Origin of the sequence: Rheinheimera soli (assembly GCF_031457405.1) — a bacterium.
GTDB classification, from domain to species: Bacteria; Pseudomonadota; Gammaproteobacteria; order Enterobacterales; family Alteromonadaceae; genus Pararheinheimera; species Pararheinheimera soli_A.
The window spans coordinates 133823-155918 of record NZ_JAVDWR010000009.1 but is presented as its reverse complement, the minus strand read 5'-3'; the positions used below and the strand labels follow the sequence as shown (position 1 = coordinate 155918).

The window sequence follows — 22096 nt, the reverse complement described above, 5'->3', positions numbered from 1 at the left end:
TTCAGCTGAAATAAAAGCAGGGCCGTTAAGGAAGCGGCCCTGCAACAGAGCATTTTACAGGTGAATACCGCCTGAAACTTCAATACGCTGGCCGTTAATCCAGCCACTTTGTTCTGACAATAACATTTGCACCACACCACCAATATCATCAGGCAAACCTACCCGGCCTAACGCAGTTTGTGAGGCAATATAGTGATTAATATCCGCATTATCCCGCACAGCGCCGCCGCCAAAATCAGTTTCAATAGCACCAGGCGCCAGCGTATTGACCCTGATACCACGCGCACCTGATTCCAGCGCCAGATAGCGGCTTAATACTTCAACTGCACCTTTCATCGCGGCATAAGCGCCATAACCTGGCAAAGCAAAGCGGGTTAAGCCAGATGAATAGTTCAGAATACGGCCAGCATCTGCAATCTGAGGTAACAGCTGCTGAGTTAAGAAAAATACACCTTTGAGATGCACATTCATCAAAGCGTCAAACTGCTGCTCTGTGGTTTCATTCAGTGCGGCATAAATGCCAAAACCTGCGTTATTGACTAAAAAATCAAACTGGTCGCGCTGCCATATTTGCTGCAAATGGGTAGCTAATTGTGCTGAAAAGCCAGCAAAAGACGATACATTGCTGGTATCAAGTTGTATGGCAGCTGCTTTGCGGCCTAAGGCCTGAACTTCTGCCACTACAGCTGCAGCTTCGTCCGCTTTGCTGTGGTAGGTAAGCACTAAGTCGACACCTGCTTTGGCTAAAGCTAAAGCGGCATTTTTTCCTAAACCGCGGCTGGCACCTGTAATTAAAGCGATTTTCTGACTCATGTTATTTCCTCTGTGGTTAAGTTTGGCTAATTCAACAACTGCAGTGTATTGTTTGATTTAATCCGGATAAATAATGAATAAACGGAATCACTATCCGTTATTTGCGGATAGTTTCTTGTAAAGAAAAAGGCAGGGTGGGAATGGACAGAATTCAGCAGATGCAAATTTTTCAGCGCGTGGCAGAGCTGGGTAGCTTTATCCGCACAGCTGAACAGTTGGGTTTGCCAAAAACTTCAGTGTCGGAAGCGGTTCAACAATTGGAAACTCAACTGAATGTGCGGCTGTTAAACCGTACCACCAGAAGAGTAGAGCTTACGCAGGACGGCAACAATTATTACCAGCGTTGTGTTGAGCTGCTGGCTGATTTTGATGATTTGCAGCAATTGTTTCAGCAACAACCTGAACAGCTTAAAGGTGTATTACGCATTGATATGCCCACAAACCTGGCGCGGGAAGCGGTGATCCCAGCCCTGCCAGAGTTTTTAGCCCAGCATCCGCAACTGCATATTCAATTGAGCAGCACAGACCGGCGGGTGGATTTAATAGCTGAAGGTTTTGATGCCGTGATCCGTATCGGGCAACTAACCAGCAGTAGCCTGATCGCCAGGCCTTTGGCGTTATTGCCGCAGGTGAATTGTGTCAGCCCGGCTTATCTGCAGAAATTTGGTATGCCTGAAACTCTGGACGATTTAAACAGTCACAACTTAGTGTTTTACAGTCAGCAACTGGCAGGTAAACCTGATGGTTTTGAATATCGTCAGGATGGAAAAATCAGGTTCCTGCCCATGTCAGGCGCTATCACTGTTAATAACGCTGAAGCATACACAGCGGCTTGTCTGGCTGGTTTAGGTATTATTCAGTTGCCGGAAGTGGCTGTGCGTCAGTTGGTGTTACAAGGCAAGCTGGTGCAAGTGTTACCAGAGTATCAGGCCGCTGCTATGCCCATTTCTGTGTTGTATGCACACCGAAGGCAGCTCAGCCGCAGGCTAAAAGTTTTTATCGATTGGTTGCAAGGACTGATTAATTCGGGCTACAACTAAAGAGTGGTCACTGTCGAAACAAAAGGTGTTAACCTGCTGATCCGGCGCACTCTTCACTCACCATAACTAAGGAGCTTCAATGCGCTATTTTTGCGTCAGTTTATTGTTGTGGTTCAGCACTGTTACTTTTGCGGCTATCCCTGTGGCTGATCAATTTATCGTGGATGGTGTGCCCCATGAGGTGGACAGCAGCCCGCTGAATAAACTGCATCAGTCTGACGAAATCCGGCTGAAACTGCAAAATCAGCTGGCCTGTGCCGCCGATCAGCGTGGTTATAAAGGCGTTTGGGAATTAAAAGGTCAGCAGTTGTTTTTAAACACCTTGCAGCAAAAAGACTGTACAAGCGAAGCTGTGGTCAATATAGACCCGCAGCTGTTATTCAGCGAAACACAATACCCGCTGAAAGCGAACTGGTTTAGTGGCGCCATCAAAGTGCCCTTAACCGACAAAGACTATAAACATTGCCTGACTGACGAAGGCTCAGACGAAACCATAGGTTATGCCTATCTGGCTATGGTGTATGAGTTTATTGCGGGTGAACTGGTAAAACAGTCGGAGCAGATAGTCACAGAAAACTGGCAAAGACCCCGCAGCAACTGCGCTAATGTGCCAACAGCCCGGGTTTAAATCAACAACTCACACTGGCGGGATTTATCCCCGCCCGTGGTGACGATACCGTGGTATTCCACACCCAAATACAACGCGGAACAGATGGACGGGCCGGGACAAGCCGCGGCCCCTACACTCCGCCGGTGTTTAATTCCAATCCAATATCAGAGCTCTAAATCCCAAATAATTGGAATACTGTCGTCTATAGCTGGAGTTTCGCCCAAATCCAGCTTTTGCTGGGCCGCTTTCTCAGCAGCAAGTTGAGCCAGTTTGGCATCACGCCGGGTTCTGCGTTGCTCCAGTAGTTTCAGAATGTGCGAGCGTTCAGCCACAGGCTTATTGTGCCAGTTAAAGCGTTCGTCACGCGAGCGCAAGCAGCCGAGGCAATAACCTCTGCTGTTGTTTTCGCAAACCCCAATACAAGGATTGGGTAAGTCAAACAGCTCTAATTGATCCATAACACTCAATAAAATATGGCAGTTAACACTAAGAGTCTGGCTTGGTCTGGTTGTTCAGTCCAGAAGCCGAAGGCTATTCTGCCTAAAAATGCAGCTTTTGTAATTTTTTTACAAAAATAGGCCAAAAGCAAAAATATCTGTTGACTTAAGATGGTTAGACGGCTATTTCTATAGGCATAAATTTTCGGCATCTAACGTAAAAACACCGCCGAAGTAAAATACTTAACCAAAGAGTTAAAATTAAAAAATGCGTTTAGCTTCTATTCTGAACATTATTGTGGTCCTCGTAATCGTGGTGATTAGTCACTGCGGGGGCTCGCGTTTGGAATTTTAAGCAGCAAAAAAATTCTCAACAAAACCCCCGCACCGAAAGGTCCGGGGGTTTTGTGTTTTAAGGTCCCCGGAAAATTCAAGAAAGGTTTTGTTGTACTGACAACAACATAGAAAATTTAGAGCTCAACCTAATTAAGGTTGCAGGGTAGATGAAAACGTAGGGGCGGGGTTTACCCCCGCCCGTCCAGCGTCCAAAGCGGTGCCGGATTAGTATTCATAAACCGCTGCAGCTTCAAGTACGAAGAGCAAAGGGGATACATAATGAAAGGCGCAGAACTGGTGATTAAGCTGCTGGAGCAAAAGGGAGTCGAACATATCTTCGGCTATCCTGGCGGAGCTATTATGCCAATCTACGACGCGCTGTATCAGAGCAAAGTCAAACACTACCTGTGCCGTCATGAACAGGGTGGTGCTTTTTCTGCCATAGGTTATGCCCGCAGTTCAGGCAAAGTTGGGGTTTGTATGGCCACTTCTGGTCCTGGCGCTACTAACCTGATCACTTCCTTAGCCGACGCTTTATTAGACTCAGTGCCTTTAGTTGCCATCACAGGTCAGGTGTCGCAAGCCGTAATGGGCACAGATGCGTTTCAGGAAGTCGACGTTTTAGGGTTAAGCCTGGCCGTGACCAAACACAGCTTTATGGTGACAGATGTGACCGAACTGGAACACACCTTAAACGAAGCTTTTACACTTGCGATGTCAGGCCGCCCTGGCCCGGTTCTGGTGGATATTCCTAAAGACGTGCAACTGGCCGAAGTGCAGTTTAAGCCACGTTTAGTGGAAGAAGCCGCGACAACTCAGCAGCAGTTGTTGCCAGCGGCTGCTTTAGATCAGGCACGTTTATTAATTCAAAATGCCAAGCGCCCAATAGCTTATATAGGCGGTGGTGTGCATATGGCCGATGCCGTAACACAGCTGCAAGACTTTTTAGCCCAAAGCCCTATGCCGTCTGTGACTACTTTAAAAGCCATGGGTACAGTTCCTCCGTCTAATGCCTATTACTTAGGCATGTTAGGTATGCACGGCACTCAGGCCGCCAATCATGCAGTGCAGCAATGCGATTTATTAATCTGTTTAGGCGCCCGTTTTGATGACAGGGTGACTGGCAAGCTGGCCGCTTTTGCACCTGACGCCAAAGTGATCCATATCGATATAGACCCGGCCGAGCTACACAAATTACGCCGTGCCGAATGCGCCATGATAGGGGATTTACGCGAATTATTGCCTGCGATGTCAGTACCCACTCACTGTGAAGACTGGTTAAAACATTGTTTGGCGATGAAGCAGCAACACGGCTGGCGTTATGACCATCCGGGTGAGCGTATCTTCGCGCCTTTAATGCTGAAACAGTTAAGCGAAAGGTTGCCGGACAACGCCGTAGTGTGCTGCGACGTAGGCCAACACCAAATGTGGGTGGCGCAGCATATGAGCTTTAGTCATCCGCGTAATCATTTAAGCAGTGGCGGCTTAGGCACTATGGGTTTTGGTTTACCAGCGGCCATAGGTGCGCAGTTGGCCCGACCAAAAGATACGGTAGTGACAGTCAGCGGCGACGGCTCTTTTATGATGAATGTGCAGGAACTGGGCACCATCAAACGATTCCGCCTGCCGGTGAAGATTGTCATCGTCGATAACCAGCGTTTAGGCATGGTGAAACAATGGCAGGAGCTGTTTTTTAACGAACGCTACAGCGAAACCGATTTATCCGACAACCCGGATTTTGTCTCTTTAGCCGCTGCTTTTGCCATTCCAGGCCACAGCATCAGCCGCAAAGATGAAGTATTACCAGCGCTGGAAGCCATGTTTACCTGGCCAGGCCCTTACTTATTGCACGTCAGAATAGATGAAACAGACAACGTCTGGCCATTAGTACCGCCAGGAGCAGCTAATCAGGATATGTTAACGGAGAAAGCCCAATGAGCAACCATGTACTGACCATCCAGACTAAAAACCAACCTGTGGTATTAGAGCGGTTATTGCAGGTCACCCGTTACCGTGGCTTTGAAGTGGCAGGCATGGAAATGAAACCTATGGCCGATTTCAGCGGCTTGCTGGTCACTTTGTCTATCGTCAGCGACAAACCTATCAGCCTGCTGACCAATCAGTTAAACAAGTTATACGATATCGAGTATCTGGATTGTGTAGAGTCTGAACTCACACAAGCCAAAGCAGGTTCAATGCGGGCTTAAGCCGCTAAACTTAAGACAAATTAAAAAATGGGGTCAGACCCCATTTAAAAATAACAAACTATGAATACCCCAAGTACGAAGGGGAATACACTAAATTGGAGTAATAAAGAGATGCCGAAGCTTAGATCCGCCACCACCACCGAAGGCCGTAATATGGCGGGAGCCCGTGCTTTATGGCGTGCCACAGGGGTAAAAGATACCGACTTTGGTAAACCTATTATTGCCGTAGTGAACTCCTTCACCCAGTTTGTGCCAGGCCATGTGCATTTACGCGATTTAGGCAAACTGGTGGCTGAAGCTATAGAAGAAGCAGGTGGTATCGCCAAAGAATTTAATACCATCGCCATAGATGACGGTATCGCCATGGGCCACGGCGGTATGTTGTATAGCTTGCCGTCACGCGAAATCATTGCCGATTCGGTAGAATATATGGTCAACGGCCACTGCGCTGACGCTATGGTCTGTATTTCCAACTGCGACAAAATCACCCCGGGCATGTTAATGGCTGCACTTCGGCTGAATATCCCGGCCATTTTTGTCTCTGGTGGCCCTATGGAAGCAGGCAAAACCAAACTGTCGGACCAAATTATCAAGCTGGACTTAGTCGACGCTATGGTGTCGGCTGCCGATCCAAAAGTATCGGATGCCGACAGCGAACAAATTGAACGCAGCGCCTGCCCAACCTGTGGCTCTTGCTCTGGTATGTTTACCGCCAACTCGATGAACTGTTTAGTCGAAGCTTTAGGTTTAGGCCAACCGGGCAATGGCTCTATGCTGGCGACTCATAGCGACCGTAAAGCGCTGTTTATCAGTGCCGGTAAGCGCATTATGGACTTATGCAACCGCTGGTATAAACAAGACGACGCCAGCGCTTTACCACGTAATATCGCCAATAAAACCGCCTTCGAAAACGCCATGATGCTGGATATCGCCATGGGCGGTTCCACCAATACAGTGCTGCATTTATTGGCCGCAGCCATTGAAGCCGAAGTTGATTTTGGCATGAACGACATAGACAGGTTATCCCGTATGGTGCCGCATTTATCCAAAGTGGCGCCGAGCACGCAAAAATACCATATGGAAGACGTACACCGCGCCGGTGGTGTGATTGCGATATTAGGTGAGCTGCTGCGGGCAGGTTTATTAAACCCGGACACACCTCATGTAGCGGGCAGTTCGTTGGGTGATGTGATCAACCGTTTTGATATCACCTTAACTAAAGATCAGCAGGTGCTGGATTTCTTCCGCGCTGGCCCTGCAGGTATCCGTACCACTAAAGCCTTTTCGCAGAGTTGCCGTTACCCAACGCTGGACGACGACCGCGCTGAAGGTTGTATCCGCAGCAAAGAAAATGCCTATTCACAAGACGGCGGTTTGGCTGTGCTGTACGGCAACATAGCGCCAAACGGCTGTATTGTTAAAACCGCTGGTGTAGAAAAAGAAAACCTGGTGTTTAACGGCCGCGCCCGTATTTTTGAAAGCCAGGACAGTTCAGTAGAAGCCATTCTGGCAGGTAAAATTGTCGCTGGCGACGTAGTGATCATCCGCTACGAAGGGCCAAAAGGCGGCCCAGGCATGCAGGAAATGTTGTATCCAACCAGCTACTTAAAGTCGATGGGTTTAGGCAAAGCCTGCGCCTTAATCACTGATGGCCGTTTCTCCGGTGGTACTTCGGGTTTATCTATAGGCCATGTATCACCTGAAGCTGCCAGCGGCGGCGCTATTGGCCTGGTCGAAGAAGGCGACGCCATTGCCATTGATATTCCAAACCGCAGCATCGCCATTGGTGTTAGTGATGCAGTATTAGCAGAGCGCCGAGCTGCTATGGAAGCCAAAGGCAAACTGGCCTGGAAACCTGTGGATCGCGTGCGCTCCGTCAGCCCAGCGTTAAAAGCCTACGCCATGCTGGCAAGCAGTGCCGATAAAGGCGCAGTGCGTGATTTGAGTAAATTGGAAGACCTATGAGTGCTGTGCAAAACTCTGTAAAAGAAGCTGTAAAAGACGCTGTAAAAGAACAAGGCAAAACTGCGGCAGACTGGCAGCGCCCTGCGCCTAACCCGGCTTTAATGCAGCAGTATTTAAGGGAAATTTTACTGTCGCCTGTGTATCAGGCGGCGATAGAAACCCCGCTGCAGGCTATGCCAAAACTCAGCCAGCGTATTGGTCAGCATGTGCTTTTAAAGCGCGAAGATATGCAGCCTGTGTATTCTTTTAAGCTGCGTGGCGCTTTTCATAAACTGCATAAAGTGCGTGAGCAAAACCCAGGCGGCAATGTAGTTTGTGCATCTGCTGGTAATCATGCGCAGGGTGTGGCTTTATCGGCCAGTAAACTGGGCCTGCACGCTACTATAGTGATGCCTATTACCACGCCGGAAATTAAAGTAGCAGCAGTCAAAGCCCTGGGTGGCAAAGTGCTGCTGCACGGCACCGCCTTTGACGAAGCCAACCGCTTTGCCATCGAGTTATCCACTACCCAGGGCGCCACTTATATTCCTCCTTTTGACGATGCCGACGTGATCGCAGGTCAGGGCACAGTGGCGAAAGAGTTGTTAAGCCAACATAACAAACTGGATGCGGTATTTATTCCGGTTGGCGGCGGTGGCTTATTGGCTGGTATGGCGGTGTATATCAAAGCCGTGATGCCGGGCGTTAAAGTGATAGGGGTAGAGCCAGACGACGCCGCCTGCTTAAAAGCCGCTATGGACGCGGGCGAGCCTGTTACGTTAGACAGAGTAGGACTATTTGCCGACGGTGTGGCGGTAAAACGCATAGGCACAGAAAACTTCAAACTGGCGCATCTATACTGCGACGATGTGATCACAGTCTCCAGCGACGAAATTTGTGCCGCCATCAAAGATATCTTCGACGACTTACGAGCCGTAGCAGAGCCTGCTGGTGCTTTGGCTTTAGCTGGCCTGAAGAAATATGCAGCAACTGCAGATCAGACTCAAAACCTGAGTGCGGTACTGAGCGGCGCTAACCTGAACTTCGATACTTTGCGTTATGTATCGGAGCGCTGCGAACTGGGCGAGAAAAAAGAAGCGGTATTTGCCGTGACTATTCCGGAAGAAAAAGGCAGCTTCCGCCGTTTCTGCCAAACCTTAGGCGGCCGCGCCATCACCGAATTTAACTACCGCTACGCCAGCGACAACAAAGCCCATATTTTTGTTGGCATCAAACTACGGCACGGTGCGGAAGAACTGCAACAGGTCAATCAAGCCTTATCAGCAGCAGGATACGACTATCAGGACTTATCCGACGACGAATTGGCCAAACTACACGTACGCCATATGGTCGGCGGCATGCCACCACGTTTAGTGCAAGAGCAGGTCTACCAATTCAACTTCCCGGAATACCCAGGCGCGCTAATGAACTTCCTGAACACCCTGGGCGAAAAATGGAATATCACCTTATTCCACTACCGCAACCACGGCGCCGCTACTGGTGATGTATTAGCTGGGTTTGAGATTGCTGATCATGAAGAAATAGCAGAGCATTTGGATACTTTGGGTTATGAGTATCGGTTGGTGACCAGTAATGGGGCTTATAAGGTGTTTTTGACTTCGTGAGGATTGAGGCTGCAAGCCAAACATTTGGCTTGCTAGTGTTTTGACTCCGAAGGATCTAACTACATGCGGATTTGTAGGGAACCTTTTTGAGTGGCCGCCTTTGAATTTTGCTGTGTATGTATAAGGAGTATTTTCTATTCATCTAGAAACCTTGTAACAGACTATCTATACCATCTGTACGATCTCGTCTAATAGACTCTAGGATATCTTTGGCTAGGTCAATTGGGAGCAATGCAATATGTTGATATTTCAGTATTTCATTGGCTGCTTCAAAGTTTTCTTCTTTATTTAGGAAAGACGTTGAGTCTTCGATAGAGTAATTCATATGGTTGTTTTCTTTGCATTGAGTATGTATTTTTTCTGCGAAATCAGATATTGATATATCTCTATTTCTTTTAATCTCATCGCAACCTGCCTTCGTGGCAATGATCTTTAGTATGTAGGACTCCTTTCCTCTATATGTAGTTACTACTATGGGGTTTGAGTTCATGCTAATTATTGAATGAAATATTTTATGATCACTGCTGCTGTCATCTTCTTCAATAATGGAGCGCAAGGCTGAATCACCGTTAAAATTCGCCAAAGAAACAACTCTTATTTTTGAACCGTAAGACAGGCAGAAACGCTCACTTGATAATTTAGGTTTGAAATGTTCACCTTGTTTTTTACTATATTCTTCATATTTTGAAATGTATTCTGAGAGGACGGTTTCGGCTATGGAAGACTTAAATATTGTATAGTTAATGTCAGCGCATAATTCGAAAACATTAATGTACTTATGCCAAGACGTGCTGTGGTACATTTTTAGCAAAACTTCATGGCTTTTCTCTTTAGCATCATGGCATATAAACATTGCTGCAAAGTATTCCATTAATGATTTGTGGGACCATCTGATGTTGCTTCCTTCTTTTACGAATAAAGGGACTGTTGTTGTTATGTCTTTTACAAAATTACTGGATGAGCATGATATGTCGGGACACTCCTTAATTATGCCGCTTATTATAATTTCAAGCTCATCCTTCATGAACTCAATTTTACCGCCATTTTTTAAACAGAAAAAACCCAACCTTCGAAGTATTGTGTGAAACTCTACACTATCAAGGCTACTATGCTTCTTTCGAACATATCCTACATCCTTACTTAAATCATGTGACTCAAAAAGTGCCTCGTAAACTTGAGAGTAGAACATGAATTTTTTCTGAGGTATGACTGTTTTGTGTCGGTATGAGCAGAAAAGCAAAGATACATATAGAGGCGTAGATAGAAAGTCATTTATATTGTTATCATTTGCATTCTTTATTCCAGATATCAATTTTGTCGCTATCATCCCCGTTGGGTCGTATTTGTTGATTAGCGTGAATGATTCATTTTTTGTCATTGGTTCAATGTTGTATCTAAGGAAGTCATGGAATTCTGATAGATATATTTCATGTCTCGATGTCACTAGGAACTTGTGGTGTTCAAGCTTGTTAATGAAGCCTTTTATTGATTCGATCGAATCTTTTGTTATCGAAGTTTCTAACTCATCAATGCCGTCGAATATAAAAACTAATGGCATTTTTTTTAAGACATCAACAAGGCAGTCTTTCTCAATTTTGAGTAGTGTAGAGATGTAATTTTCTATGTCTGAGTTCTGCAGCTTTCTTAGCTCAACAAACACAGGAATAGAATCTCCTTTTTTAATTACGTTGTGTATTACTCGCTTAGCAATGGTTGATTTACCCATCCCTGCATTGTCAGCAATAAGAACTTTTTTATCTTTTTTGAAAATGTCGGTAGTGTTTGTTATTTTTATCTTCTCGTTGTTCGCTACTTTACTTATCGTCAACGGTATATAAAGGTCGTCTAATTTTTTTGGTGCATTTTGAAAAGCAATTGTATTTATTATAGATGACTGCCCTGCTATAGAGGCTATGTAGCTAATCTGGTTGCTTTTGAATTTTCCAATTTCTATCTTTTTTTTAAAGAATTTGATTAGCTCGCTTTCTAATATGGGTTTTATATTTTTCTCATATAATGATGTTGCTATAGGCAATGCTGCTTGAATAGATTTTTCCAGTGTTATTGTTTCTAGCATTTTATTCTTCTTTGTTGTTAGTTAAAAGAACGAAAATCTGTGTCAAAAATCGGTGTCAGGTCTTGCCCTGTGCTCCAGTGAAATCTGAAGTTGTATAAAAAAAGCAGAAGGTATGACGCGGGAGATCTAAAGGCTGAAATGCCAAGAAGAACTGAACTGCCATAACTTCCTTTTCCGGCAACTTCGTTACAGTTGTAACTCGTTTAGAACCAAAGTAAATCAGCTTTTCAGAAACGGCAAGCTCTTTTTCGGGACTGTTTAACTAAGAGGTTAATGCGTCAGATGAAACCCATCAGCCGTTAAAGCCTGTTTGGCAAAAGCGGTAATAGCTTTGGTGTCGTTATGACGAATGGTATGCAGACCACACTGAGCAAACTCTCGTTCTACTTCTTTAAAAGCGCCTGCCAGTTTAGTGTTGGCTTGTGTTGGACCTTGTAGTGGCAGCAGTATATTGTCTTTTTTCAGTACATCGTTTTGCGCTAAACGGTCAAAGCGTCCCAGCCAGGTTAAAACGGGTGTCAGGTCTTGCCCTGTGCCCCAGTTAAAATCTGAAGTAGCATAAGAAAAGCAGAAGGTATGAAGCGAGAGATCTAAAGGCTGAAACGCCAAGAAGAACTTAACGGCCAAACTTCCTTTTCCGGCGACTTCGTTACAGTTGTAACTTGTTTAGAACCAAGTTAGTGCAGCTTTGCTAAAACGGCAAGTGGTTTTTTGGGACTGCGAATAGGCCGATCTTGGCTCTCCGAGTCCCGTACTATAGGCTGTATGTTCTACCTGCAAAGAACCAGCGCCTCGTATTCGTCCAGCGCATAGTGATCTGTCATGCCACTGATATGATCCTGAATTAACCGACAGCGCAGATAGCGCTCATAAACCTCGTCATCGTGCGGCAGCTTGGATGGTGGGGTTTGTAATGCTTTTTGGTAGCTGAATTTGTATTTACCTGGCAGGCGGCCAGCTAATCTATTTTCTAAAGGCAGCGTTTTATTGGCCTTGCCAGCAAGCACCTTTGCAAAATCATCTTTACTCAGGCGCATTATAGGCAGATACGAATCCAGCAAGCCTCCTATAATCTTAAAGCCTTGAATTTCCAATAATTCAACTTCCCGAGCATTAAACACATAACTGCGCGCTACAGATTTAAAGGTTTCAGTCACAGCGTGGTATTGGCTATCGTCCTCTAATAATGCCCTGTTAAAACTGCCGTTATAAATTTGCTCAATGTTGGAGAGAAACTGCTCCGCTGCATATTTAACCAAAGGATGAAGAATTCCTACACGTAGGCTAATAAAAAACTCATAAACCCTGTTATCTGCGAGATTTTCAGTTTTCTTCCACGCAGCATTAACTATGTTTTCGAATGTAACGGCATTATCTCTTAAGCCTATTAGTGTGCTGTCACAAGGCACCTTGCAGTTGGTTTTAAAATGTTCCAGTAGCGCTACTTTTAACTCCTCCAGACTTAACAGTTCTTTTTCAACCGCATCTTCAATATCTGCAATGCAGTAGGATATATCGTCAGCCGCTTCCATGATGTAACTCAGCGGATGGCGGTGAAATTCGGCAATACCTAAAACTTCGTTTTGCTGTGTGACAAACCCGGCTTCGGTGTAAAAGTAGCCAGGTTTTTTCATCAGGTAACTGTAAGGTTTGTGCTCATCTTCAGGTATTAACCAAGCGGGTTTGGTGTACTTCATAATGCAAGCTGATTGGGAGTAGGTCAGGTTCATCGTTTGTAGTGAGGTAACAATCCGAATACCTTGTGCGTTGCCTTCATAGTTTTGCAGTTCAAGCGTCAGTTTCTGCCACAACAATGCTGCAGTTTCAGATTTCCTGATCGCTTCTTTGGGCTTGATCCGAAACAAATTACATGAAAACCATTTATTGATAGCAGCTTCGCCTGAGTGGCCAAAAGGCGGGTTGCCGATATCGTGCATCAGACAAGCCATTTCTATCAGGCTTTCTATTGGCCGTTCCAGCTCGGTGAAATGGTAAGGATCAGTCTTGTTTACTGCGGAGTCCTGATATTTTTCACTTAACAGGCGGCAAATGGATTGCACAATAAACCGGCCAACCTGCTGCACCTCCATCGAATGGGTTAATCGGCTACGAACTGCTGCATTTCGTTCTAACGGAAACACCTGAGTTTTTTGCTGTAACCGCCTGATGGCTGCCGAATTAATAATACGGCCTCTGTCACTTTCGAGGGCAAATTGTAAAGGGGCTGACGAAGTGCGGTAGGGGCGATCGGCTTTGATTTTAGTACGAAAATCTATATCCATCAGGACAACTCCTTGAACTGCAGCCAAAATGGCTTAGTTCAAATTAAAACAGGTACATCTAAAGCTCAAGCAGATTTTTTATAGCAGCTATGGCAGAGGATTAATGCGCCAGATGAAACCCATCAGCTGTTAACGCCTGTTTGGCGAAAGCGGTAATAGCTTGGGTGTCGTTATGACGAATAGTGTGCAAGCCAAACTGAGCAAACTCCCGCTCTACTTCTTTAAAAGCGCCAGCCAGTTTAGTGTTGGTTTGTGTTGGGCCTTGCAGTGGCAGCAGTATGTTGTCTTTTTTCAGCACATCGTTTTGTGCTAGACGGCCAAAACGTCCCAGCCAGGTTTGGGCGTGGTCCATTATTTTGGTGGCATTTTTATGCTGGAATGCCAAAGGGCGGATCACAAAGGTGTCGTTGGTTTTTGCAACCAGCGGGAAGGTTATTTCGTCATAGCGGCCAGCAAGGGCCTGCTTTTTAAAATGAGTCAGCTTTTCAGTTTTCAGCTGGGCTCTGATGGCGCGAACCATTAACTGTTCCTGATATTCTTCGGTCAGGAAAGTACGGTGAACCAGTTGTTCAAATAAGTGGTCTGCTAATTCGGCAGGCTTTTTATCAACGTACATAGTGCGAAGGTCTGAGTAACGCACCAGCGTTTCCCGAGGCCGCACTAATTCCTGCATCATCGCCACCAACTCTTTTGGTAATACAGTAGTGGTGTAGTCTTTAATGCGTTTTAGCTCGTTTTGAACTGTAGTAATGGTGGTTTTGTATAACTTGCCTTCAACATCTTCAAAGAAATCGGTCACTCGGGCAAAGCGGGTTGGAGCTAAGCGGAATTCAAAAGCAGCTTGTTCAGGAGCGCACAGCACTATGCCGACGTTGGCGAATTCGCCCGTCTCTGCATGAGGTAAAAACCTTACTATTGCATACTGATATAAAGTCTTCATATCAGAGCCTCCCAAAAATTGTCTGTTCTGAACAATGCCAAAGTGGCTGAAATATGAGCCAGATAATCAGGCTCCGCAGCTAACCATTCTTCCGGCAGACTGGCAGCATACTGGGCTAAACCCTCGAGCGCAATCTCTAGCTTAGGACTGTAATACTCACGCCAGAGCTGATCCTGTTGTTGGTTAAACCAAAACGGGTAACTCAAGTGTAATGGCGCATTTTGTGCAAAGTTGTAGTTTGGGTCAAAAGCCAGATTGTGATCCACCACTACATAACTGTTGGAACGTCCGTCCAGGAATAAGTTCGGGTTACCACTGGTTTGCCCCATAGTTCTGTCTTCATTTTTGATCCAATAATCAAATAGAAACAAATCTTTAGCGAACTGTATTGGCAGGCTTTGTTGTAATGAAGGCGAGAATTCAATCATGCCTTTCACTTGCCTCGAAGCAAAAACTACAGAGTTGCCGTCGCCCAGTATTTGGCGTGCTGCTTCATTATACGTCAGCATTTGTGCAGGCAAGTAAGCCGGATAATGTGCAGGCACATTCAGGCCAAAAGCTCTGCCTAAAAATGCACACACTGCTTCGTTGATTAAGCCTTTGGTGGTGGCTTGAGGGCCTTTAATGTAATACAGCTGATCATCAGACAAACGACAAAGCCAAGGTTCGGTTCGGCCCTGAGTTGCCTTTTCCTGCAGTTCTTCCACTTCAAGCAAAGTTAAACCCCGGCAAGTGTCTGTTGTCGCTGTTGAATAAAACCAAGTTAAAACAGCGTAGTGGGAAGTACAAGTGGTTTTTGGGGACTTGCTACAAATGCCATGTTGTTTCTATTGATGCAGCGGTTTTGATGGGTTTTTGTATGCAACAGCCTATAAAGGTTTAGCCTTCGCCAACACCGCCGCTCTGAATTTTTCTGGTAAAGCATTGGGCGTAAGTACATCGACCTGAACATTCAGCAGTTTCAGCAATTTGTGCCGTACGGCTCCTATATCCAGCATGGTCATTTCTGCTGTGGGGTCGACCAGCAGATCCAAATCGCTTTGTTCTGTGTCTGTACCTTGCAGCACAGAACCAAAGACCCGGACATTACTGGCATGGTGTGCCGCGATGATCTTAAGGATCTCTTCTCGGTGTGTGGCTAAGGCAACTGAAGGTTTTATACCTGTGTTTTCCATACCAGGCTTTCCTAAAAGAGTTCTCTGCTGAAGTTGAGTAGATTTTAGCCTTGTGAGTAAGAACATATAACCCTAGGTCGGGTGCCTTGTCTGCCGGGCGTAGATCGCTGATATGGATCTATGCTCCGGTAGCAGAGACGAAATTTGTTTAATGAAGCCTGAAAGGCTGCATTCGTAGCTTATTTGGCTTCACTTGGTACAGCACCACCCGCTGATTTACCCTGCATTCTGTAACCCTGACTATACCGACTAAGATATATTGTATAAAAAATACATAATGTCATATTGTGTAAATATTGTTGATTTATTGTGGCTGCCTTCCCATCAAGTGAGGCTTACTTATGCGTTTACACTCTGTTGCTCATACCTTGTTGCTGTACGGAATGGCATTGCTGCTGATGTTCGCTGCTGCTATTACCAATGCCAGTCAGGTACAGTCAAATAGCTCTGCACAATTCTCACTAACAAAAAGTGTTTTTTATACCACTGAAACTATTGAGGTTGTTTTTACCGGCGGCTCTGGCAATGTCTCGGATTGGTTTGGTATTTATCCACAAAATGTGCAGCCGGGAACGCGAGCGGCCACGGATTGGAAATATATTAATAACAGTCGTTTGGCTTCAGCTGTGGGTATCAATGGCCGGGTGAGCTTTGCGGCCACACCTTTGTCGCCCGGGCGCTACAGCCTTTGGTTTTTAGCTAACAATGGCTATAGCCCTTTAGCTCAGGCGGTGAATTTTGAGGTGTTAAGTTCGGCTGATCAGCCAGGCTTAGTGATCAGGAATCCACAGCCAGGAATTGCTGAGCAGTTAGTGGTGGAATTCAATAATCCCAAAGCATCAAAAACCGACTGGCTGGGTGTTTATGCCAGGGGCACCACACCAGGACCTGGCTCTGCTGCCTGGCTGTATTTAAATGGTACTAAAACGGCCACAAGTTCTATTGGCAGTGGTTCGCTGACTATTTCGCCACCTGTAGCCGCAGGCCAGTACGAATTATGGCTGCTTGCCAACGACGGCTATACAGTGAAAGCCGGGCCTGTCGGTTTTACTGTAAAAGATGCCAGGCCAATGGCATGGGTAAACTCCAAATTCCGGATTTATCAGGCGGTTGCAGAGCAGAACTATCAATTAAAACTCTCGGCATACCTGCGGAAAAACTCAGCCGCCTTCACCTTTCAATTAATCTCAGGACCAGGCTGGTTAACCTTATCGCCGGACGGCATTCTGCAGGGCATGCCAGCATTATCCGATGCCGGGTTGCAACAACTGGTGGTGCGCGCACTGGACTCAGAGCAACAAGTGTCAGTGGATGCTGTAGTGACATTGCCAGTGCTGACACCTTTGCAGCAGGAGCAATCTGCCATCAAAGTGATGACTTACAATGTCTGGCGAGCTTTTGGCCGGGTGAATGATGGCTTCCAAAAAGGCCTCGAATCTATTGTGAAGTCAGAAGCCGATATTATTGCGTTGCAGGAAGTGAATCAGGCTTTAGCAGCGCGCCTTGCCAGCGAGCTTGGCTGGTATCACGCTGTTGGCTCCTATGCTGGCATTCAGATTATCAGCCGCTTCCCTGTGCTTGATAGCACCAATATTGATTTCTCGCTGGTGGCTAAAATCAAACTTCCTTATGCCAATAATCTTTCTGTATGGCTGGCGAATACCCATTTGGATCCGCATTATTATGGTCCTTATGCGGCTGAATTATCCGGTGCTACGCCTCAGTCTGTATTGCATGAAGAACATCGTTCTGAGCGCTTGCCGCAAATCAGATATTTGCTCAACGGGCTGCAGTCGCTGATTGCACAATCTGCAGAAACTCCTGTGTTACTCGCCGGCGATTTTAACGTGCCATCCCATTTGGACTGGACAGCCGCTACGGCCTGGAAACGCAATGGTGTTGGTAAGGTGATCTGGCCAACCAGCGATGCTGTGGTAAAAGCGGGTTTTACTGATACTTATCGTTATATTCACCCTGATCCTGTGTTGTCGCCCGGCAATACCTGGTCGCCTGTGTTTAAAGCCACTGAACCTCAGGATCGTATTGACAGGATTTATTGGCAAGGTGCTTTATTAAAACCAACAGCGTCCAGAGCTTTTACCACTGAAGTTGAAACTACAGTGGGGCGCGAAGGCAGTTCAACGGCGCCCGTGCTGAATAATACCTGGCCTTCCGATCATGCTGCCGTTATTACGGAGCTGACTTTGCGATAGCATTCTGCATATTGATAAGGTACGGGCAGGGCTTGTCTCTGCCCGTTTAACCTTTAATGCGAAACTGGCGTTAAAAATGCTTCTTAACCTAAAACATTGTGATCCTGGCTGGTTTCCTGAGCCACAAAACTCACCTTTTGCGCTGCTATATAACACAGCGTTTTTAACCCACAGCCATACAGTAAAGTCAGCAAGCATACTGCCGTGGCTTCTCCAAAGCTGGCGGCAAAATTTTCTGCATTCATAGCGTTTGCTATAGCCACTACGCCTATCAAAGTACTGACAAAACCCAGCAATAAAGCACTGTTGCCCATGACGTCAAAGAAATGACGGATTTGCTGATAGGTTTGAGCGTTGGCGCCTTGCCGCGGGTTCACCAGAAAAGCCATGGCCTGACGCGAGGTTTGGCGTGAGGTTGCGCCAACGGCAAATAACAATGCCGGAGGAATAATCAGCAGCAGTGAAATAAAGTCATAAAAAATCCATGAGTTACCAGCGCTTGCTACAACCATGGCCCATAAAGACAATCCAATAAAAAACACCACACTCAGTACAAACATCAGCCAATCTCCTTTGGTTTGATAAATAAAATGCCAACAGCTGGACAGAGCTTGTTGCCTGTACCACCAGCAAGCGTGGCTGTGATTTTGTTGTTGTCGTTCGATAAATTCTTCCTGCAGATCACCCAGTACAGGCTCTTGCAAAGCGTCTGGCAATACCCATTCCAGCAAGCGTTGGCACAACAGGGGAGGTTGCTCTGACTGGTGGCTTTTGTGATCTTTTTGCTGCTCCGAAGTGGGCTGTTTCATACCAAAATCTCAGAGTTATCTTTTGTCGTGTTGAACTGCTTGCCTGATTGGCGCGCCAAACCTTGCCATAACTGATCCAGCGCTTGTTTGCTGCGAATGAGCGCCTGTTGGCCTTCGGCTGTGACAGCAAAATACTTTTTAGCGCGGCCACCCCGTTCAGCTGTGGCTTCACCTAACCGGCCTGTCAGCAGGCCTTTTTGTTCCAGCCGCTCCAGCGTGGTGTATAAAGCGCCAATACTTAAGTCGCGGTCAACAGTATCCGCCAGATATTGTCGGATCCGGGTACCATAAGCCTCTGCTTTTAGTTGCAGCACGCTAAGCAACACCATCTGTTCCAGCTCACCAATAAATTTGTCCTGAGCCATTTTTAGTCCCTTAATTAATATTCATCTACAAAGTAGATTAAATTAAAACAGAAAGCAAGCTACTGGAAATATGAGGATTTTATGTTTGTTTTCCAAATTGAAAAAGCAACAGTCCAAGCTGTTCCTTTTATATGCCTGTATCGAACCAGGTTGGCCTTTTGCCATCAGTGGCAGGTGGTAATAGTGGATTGGTTTGAAGGTAAAACTGGCGGGGCAAAACCATTCAGGATCAGATTGGAATTTTAGAGTGGCGGGTACAAGACCCGCCCCTTGTTGGTTATATCGCGGATTAAAGCTTAGTTAACCAGCCATGTTTATCTTCGGCTTTGCCCCACTGAATATCATTCAGGGTTTGGCGTAATTTGGCGGTGGTGCTGCCTGGTTCGCCGTTGCCTACTTTGTATTCTTTGCCTTGGTGGATCAGGGTGCCAACAGGTGCTAATACAGCAGCTGTGCCAGATAAAGCGGCTTCTGTGCCTGGTTTGGCGGCGCGTTCCAGCAGTTCGTCTACTGTCAGTTCACGCTCTGATACTTTCATGCCTAAGTCACGGGCCAGCGTCAGGATGGTGTCGCGGGTGATGCCGTGCAGGAAGGAGGCGTCCAGTGCTTTGGTGATAATTTCGTTGCCGTCGATCAACAGGAAGTTGGCTGCGCCTGTTTCCTGTACGTCGCCATTCGGACAGAACAGCACCTGATCGGCCTGATATTTAGCTTTGGCTTGCATTGTTGGTTGCAGAGCGCTGGCGTAGTTACCACCACTTTTGATCATGCCCATATGAGGAGCGCAACGGGCGTTGTCTTCCATCAACAAACGTAAAGCGCGGCTGCCGCCAGCAAAATAGTCACCGACAGGAGATAACAATACATAAAGCAAAGAGGTCAGGGTTGGAGTAGCTGCTTTACCAATGGCTGGTTCAGTGCCGATATGAGTAGGGCGGATATACATAGAACCAGGCGGCGTTGGTACATCGGCGGCATAATGGCGAACCACATCCACAATCATCTGGCTCAGTAGTTCTGCGTCAAAGCCAGGTAAAGACAATAATTCAGAGCTTTGTTGCATACGGGCGACGTTTTTGTCCATGCGGAAAATAACCACAGAACCATCTTCATGACGGAAGGCTTTTAAGCCTTCAAAACAGGTGCTGGCGTAATGCAGCACATGAGCGCCCGGGTGCAGACTGATGCTGTCGGACGGAACTATTGCGGATTGACTCCAGGCTGTACCATCAAAACGGGCCATTGCCATTTCAGGCATAAATACACTACCAAAAGCTGCCATTTTTTCTTTTTCCTGCTGATGTTCAAGGGCCAGTGTAGGCTGGCCTGATTAAAGTTGGATGCGTTTTGTTATATGGGTTGGGCTTTATAGCGGCTTTTAGCTTGATGCTGTGCCACGGCCTTGGTGAAAAACTTAACCCTGAGAATTATCAACGCTTAGCCATTGTACTCAGGCTTGGTTGATTAGGCATCAACTAATTGCCTTCAGGCAGGCAGGAATTGAGGATTGACGGGGTTTACTCTTGGGAAAATTGCCAGATGATCAGTAGTTGCAAAGACGGAAAACCAGTATGGGTGGGCAGATTGTTCCTGTTCAGCCTTGTTTTTGATCCGGGCAATCCCTATCCTCCTGTTATGTTATACAGGAAGCATGTCATGCCACTTCAACCCAACACAAAACTAATGCGAAAAGCGGCTTTGCTGCTGGCAAGCGTAGCTTTGGTATGGCTGCTGGCCTTTCTGCATACCACTTCTGCAACTGAACAGCAGGGGCCAGAGTATCAGCAGCTTTGGACCGTTGCTGCGGATACCGGCGAAGCGCCTTTGTTGCAACAACTTAAGCGCAGCCCTGCTTTATTATTTTTGCATCAAAAACAGCAGGCGGATTACCAGTTGGTGCTGGAGTTTGGCAAACTGGCTTTAGCTTTAATTCCCTTGATACTGCCTTTGAGTTTTCTGCTATTGCTTTGGTTTATTCGCGCAGGCCCAAGCCGGCGTTTTCGGCTGTCGTTATGGCACGACGCTAACCTGCATAAAAAACGGCTTTATTATCAGCTTTAACTTCAAGTTACTGAATTCGTTATTTTTTAGAGTTTTTTACCGAATTTTTATCAGTTATTTGAGGTTTTTATGATTTCTTTATTAAAAAGACAGTGCCTTGCTCTGGCGCTGCTTGTTGTTGTTTTTCCATTTTTTGTTCAGGCCAACACCCCTCTTACCCCAGCCGAAAGGCAGGCCAGTATTGTGGGCATCAACACCATTCTGAATCAGCAGTATGTATTTCCCGAAACTGCGCTAAAAGTCAGTGCGCTTTTGCTGCAACAAGAGCAAAGCGGCGCTTTGGCTGATATCACTACTCAGGAACAGTTTGCTGACAAAGTAGGGGATTTAATGCGTCAATACAGCGGCGATGGTCATTTGAGTCTGGCTTTGATCGCTGAACAAGGTGGTGTATCGCATCGTTTAAAAGAAACTGAAGAGCGCAAAATCAATAACTTTGCCTTTGAGCAGGCGCGTATTTTGCCAGGCAATGTGGGTTATCTGAAACTGCATAAATTCTGGCAGGCCGAAGAAGCGCATAAAATTGGTCATGCCGCTTTAGTGTTTTTAAGCCACAGCGATCATATTGTGATTGACCTGCGTGATAGCGCTGGTGGTTCACCCCAGTTGGTGCAGTATTTGATCAGCCACTTTGTGCCAGAAGGTACGCTGCTGTGGGAAGTCTTGGATCGCAATGGTAAAAGTACTGAGCAAGTACTAAGCCTGGCCGTGCCGGATTCAGAACTATTAAAAACCAAGCCGCTGTATATTCTGCAAAGCAAACAATTGGCCAGTGCTGGCGAGTTTTTTACTTATACCTTGCAGCAACTTGGCCGCGCTGTGCTGATTGGCGAAACCAGCGCTGGTCTGGCGCATTACACTGGTGCAGCCCAGGTCAACGACTGGCTTTTTGTGCGTATTCCGATGTTCAGGCCCATAAACCCAGTCACAGGCACTAACTTTGAGCGGGTTGGTGTAGAGCCGAATATCAGGGTAAGCGCGGAAATGGCGCTTTATACGGCTTTGAAGGTGGTGAATAAGGGGAGTTAAAGTTAACCAAACCAGCAGCTACGGAAGTGACTGCTGGTTTTTGTCACGGGTTTGCTGCGCTGCATTGGCAGTGAATAGGCGGATATTTCCAATTTCATCTCAATAACCAATAAAATTGAGATAAAGTTTAAGT

20 protein-coding genes are annotated in these 22096 nt (G+C 46.4%); 9 read left to right on the top strand and 11 right to left on the bottom strand.

Annotated features, from left to right (window positions below):
- Positions 1-54: 54 nt before the first annotated feature.
- Positions 55-813, bottom strand: a complete 759-nt coding sequence (locus J2W69_RS13880) for an SDR family NAD(P)-dependent oxidoreductase (protein ID WP_310279514.1) — start codon at positions 811-813, stop codon at positions 55-57.
- Between the two features lie 140 nt (positions 814-953).
- Here J2W69_RS13880 and J2W69_RS13875 point away from each other — a divergent pair, with 140 nt between their 5' ends.
- Both J2W69_RS13875 and J2W69_RS13870 read left to right on the top strand, forming a co-directional pair.
- The gene (locus tag J2W69_RS13875) at positions 954-1853 is read left to right on the top strand and encodes a LysR family transcriptional regulator (protein WP_310279512.1); all 900 of its coding nucleotides are present in this window, start codon (positions 954-956) and stop codon (positions 1851-1853) included.
- A gap of 79 nt (positions 1854-1932) precedes the next feature.
- Entirely contained in the window at positions 1933-2481 is a 549-nt protein-coding gene (locus tag J2W69_RS13870) for a hypothetical protein (protein WP_310279510.1), read from the top strand.
- Positions 2482-2627: 146 nt separating this feature from the next.
- Here J2W69_RS13870 and J2W69_RS13865 read toward each other — a convergent pair whose 3' ends face one another.
- A complete protein-coding gene (locus J2W69_RS13865) occupies positions 2628-2921 on the bottom strand; it encodes a DUF1289 domain-containing protein (RefSeq protein WP_310279508.1) in 294 nt (97 codons plus the stop codon).
- Positions 2922-3515: 594 nt separating this feature from the next.
- Between J2W69_RS13865 and ilvG the strand changes: the two genes are divergently transcribed.
- The 4 genes from ilvG (at position 3516) to ilvA (ending at position 9012) form a co-directional block, all read left to right on the top strand.
- The gene (gene ilvG, locus J2W69_RS13860) at positions 3516-5174 is read left to right on the top strand and encodes an acetolactate synthase 2 catalytic subunit (RefSeq protein WP_310279506.1); all 1659 of its coding nucleotides are present in this window, start codon (positions 3516-3518) and stop codon (positions 5172-5174) included.
- Positions 5171-5443 carry an acetolactate synthase 2 small subunit gene (ilvM, locus tag J2W69_RS13855; protein ID WP_310279504.1) on the top strand — a complete coding sequence of 91 codons (273 nt, stop codon included), beginning with the start codon at positions 5171-5173 and terminating at the stop codon, positions 5441-5443. Before ilvG ends, ilvM begins: the two co-directional genes overlap by 4 nt.
- 111 nt (positions 5444-5554) lie before the next feature.
- Positions 5555-7408: a dihydroxy-acid dehydratase gene (gene ilvD, locus J2W69_RS13850; protein ID WP_310279501.1), complete on the top strand. Its 1854-nt coding sequence runs from the start codon at positions 5555-5557 to the stop codon at positions 7406-7408.
- A gap of 101 nt (positions 7409-7509) precedes the next feature.
- The gene (gene ilvA / locus J2W69_RS13845) at positions 7510-9012 is read left to right on the top strand and encodes a threonine ammonia-lyase, biosynthetic (protein WP_310279543.1); all 1503 of its coding nucleotides are present in this window, start codon (positions 7510-7512) and stop codon (positions 9010-9012) included.
- 142 nt (positions 9013-9154) lie between these two features.
- On the opposite strand, the gene J2W69_RS13840 is transcribed toward ilvA, so the two are convergent.
- The 6 genes from J2W69_RS13840 to J2W69_RS13815 all read right to left on the bottom strand — a co-directional run bounded on the left by J2W69_RS13840 (position 9155) and on the right by J2W69_RS13815 (position 15486).
- The gene (locus J2W69_RS13840; protein WP_310279499.1) at positions 9155-11089 is read right to left on the bottom strand and encodes an NACHT domain-containing protein; all 1935 of its coding nucleotides are present in this window, start codon (positions 11087-11089) and stop codon (positions 9155-9157) included.
- Positions 11090-11359: 270 nt separating this feature from the next.
- Positions 11360-11716, bottom strand: coding sequence for a hypothetical protein (locus J2W69_RS13835; protein WP_310279497.1), 357 nt, complete (start codon positions 11714-11716; stop codon positions 11360-11362).
- 143 nt (positions 11717-11859) lie between these two features.
- On the bottom strand, positions 11860-13371 hold the full coding sequence (dgt, locus tag J2W69_RS13830; protein ID WP_310279495.1) for a dGTPase: 1512 nt from the start codon (positions 13369-13371) through the stop codon (positions 11860-11862).
- A 100-nt stretch (positions 13372-13471) separates the two neighbouring features.
- Complete coding sequence (locus J2W69_RS13825) at positions 13472-14311, bottom strand: DUF3037 domain-containing protein (protein ID WP_310279493.1); 840 nt, start codon at positions 14309-14311, stop codon at positions 13472-13474.
- Positions 14308-15018 carry a HipA family kinase gene (locus tag J2W69_RS13820; protein WP_310279541.1) on the bottom strand — a complete coding sequence of 237 codons (711 nt, stop codon included), beginning with the start codon at positions 15016-15018 and terminating at the stop codon, positions 14308-14310. The genes J2W69_RS13825 and J2W69_RS13820 overlap by 4 nt, the downstream gene beginning before the upstream one ends.
- A 162-nt stretch (positions 15019-15180) precedes the next feature.
- Positions 15181-15486 (bottom strand): nucleotidyltransferase family protein, encoded by a 306-nt coding sequence (locus J2W69_RS13815; RefSeq protein ID WP_405047889.1) that lies wholly within the window; start codon positions 15484-15486, stop codon positions 15181-15183.
- A gap of 341 nt (positions 15487-15827) precedes the next feature.
- Here J2W69_RS13815 and J2W69_RS13810 point away from each other — a divergent pair, with 341 nt between their 5' ends.
- Positions 15828-17699, top strand: a complete 1872-nt coding sequence (locus J2W69_RS13810; RefSeq protein ID WP_310279491.1) for an endonuclease/exonuclease/phosphatase family protein — start codon at positions 15828-15830, stop codon at positions 17697-17699.
- Positions 17700-17782: 83 nt separating this feature from the next.
- Here the strand turns inward: J2W69_RS13810 and J2W69_RS13805 are convergent, their stop codons facing one another.
- The 3 genes from J2W69_RS13805 to J2W69_RS13795 form a co-directional block, all read right to left on the bottom strand.
- On the bottom strand, positions 17783-18508 hold the full coding sequence (locus tag J2W69_RS13805; RefSeq protein WP_310279489.1) for a permease prefix domain 2-containing transporter: 726 nt from the start codon (positions 18506-18508) through the stop codon (positions 17783-17785).
- Positions 18505-18873 carry a PadR family transcriptional regulator gene (locus J2W69_RS13800; protein ID WP_310279487.1) on the bottom strand — a complete coding sequence of 123 codons (369 nt, stop codon included), beginning with the start codon at positions 18871-18873 and terminating at the stop codon, positions 18505-18507. Before J2W69_RS13800 ends, J2W69_RS13805 begins: the two co-directional genes overlap by 4 nt.
- 289 nt (positions 18874-19162) lie before the next feature.
- On the bottom strand, positions 19163-20188 hold the full coding sequence (locus tag J2W69_RS13795; RefSeq protein WP_310279537.1) for a branched-chain amino acid aminotransferase: 1026 nt from the start codon (positions 20186-20188) through the stop codon (positions 19163-19165).
- A gap of 341 nt (positions 20189-20529) precedes the next feature.
- Here J2W69_RS13795 and J2W69_RS13790 point away from each other — a divergent pair, with 341 nt between their 5' ends.
- Together J2W69_RS13790 and J2W69_RS13785 are read left to right on the top strand one after the other, a co-directional pair.
- A complete protein-coding gene (locus tag J2W69_RS13790; protein ID WP_310279485.1) occupies positions 20530-20934 on the top strand; it encodes a hypothetical protein in 405 nt (134 codons plus the stop codon).
- A gap of 69 nt (positions 20935-21003) precedes the next feature.
- Positions 21004-21963: a S41 family peptidase gene (locus J2W69_RS13785; protein ID WP_310279483.1), complete on the top strand. Its 960-nt coding sequence runs from the start codon at positions 21004-21006 to the stop codon at positions 21961-21963.
- The last annotated feature ends 133 nt before the right edge of the window (positions 21964-22096 follow it).

Coding starts and splice junctions, on each gene's coding strand:
- J2W69_RS13790 (WP_310279485.1), top strand. CDS start 20,530: ATGCCACTTCAACCCAACACAAAACTAATGCGAAAAGCGGCTTTGCTG.
- J2W69_RS13800 (WP_310279487.1), bottom strand. CDS start 18,873: ATGGCTCAGGACAAATTTATTGGTGAGCTGGAACAGATGGTGTTGCTT.
- J2W69_RS13805 (WP_310279489.1), bottom strand. CDS start 18,508: ATGAAACAGCCCACTTCGGAGCAGCAAAAAGATCACAAAAGCCACCAG.
- J2W69_RS13880 (WP_310279514.1), bottom strand. CDS start 813: ATGAGTCAGAAAATCGCTTTAATTACAGGTGCCAGCCGCGGTTTAGGA.
- J2W69_RS13875 (WP_310279512.1), top strand. CDS start 954: ATGGACAGAATTCAGCAGATGCAAATTTTTCAGCGCGTGGCAGAGCTG.
- ilvG (WP_310279506.1), top strand. CDS start 3,516: ATGAAAGGCGCAGAACTGGTGATTAAGCTGCTGGAGCAAAAGGGAGTC.
- ilvM (WP_310279504.1), top strand. CDS start 5,171: ATGAGCAACCATGTACTGACCATCCAGACTAAAAACCAACCTGTGGTA.
- J2W69_RS13825 (WP_310279493.1), bottom strand. CDS start 14,311: ATGAAGACTTTATATCAGTATGCAATAGTAAGGTTTTTACCTCATGCA.
- J2W69_RS13815 (WP_405047889.1), bottom strand. CDS start 15,486: ATGGAAAACACAGGTATAAAACCTTCAGTTGCCTTAGCCACACACCGA.
- ilvA (WP_310279543.1), top strand. CDS start 7,510: ATGCAGCAGTATTTAAGGGAAATTTTACTGTCGCCTGTGTATCAGGCG.
- J2W69_RS13810 (WP_310279491.1), top strand. CDS start 15,828: ATGCGTTTACACTCTGTTGCTCATACCTTGTTGCTGTACGGAATGGCA.
- J2W69_RS13785 (WP_310279483.1), top strand. CDS start 21,004: ATGATTTCTTTATTAAAAAGACAGTGCCTTGCTCTGGCGCTGCTTGTT.
- J2W69_RS13865 (WP_310279508.1), bottom strand. CDS start 2,921: ATGGATCAATTAGAGCTGTTTGACTTACCCAATCCTTGTATTGGGGTT.
- dgt (WP_310279495.1), bottom strand. CDS start 13,371: ATGGATATAGATTTTCGTACTAAAATCAAAGCCGATCGCCCCTACCGC.
- ilvD (WP_310279501.1), top strand. CDS start 5,555: ATGCCGAAGCTTAGATCCGCCACCACCACCGAAGGCCGTAATATGGCG.
- J2W69_RS13840 (WP_310279499.1), bottom strand. CDS start 11,089: ATGCTAGAAACAATAACACTGGAAAAATCTATTCAAGCAGCATTGCCT.
- J2W69_RS13870 (WP_310279510.1), top strand. CDS start 1,933: ATGCGCTATTTTTGCGTCAGTTTATTGTTGTGGTTCAGCACTGTTACT.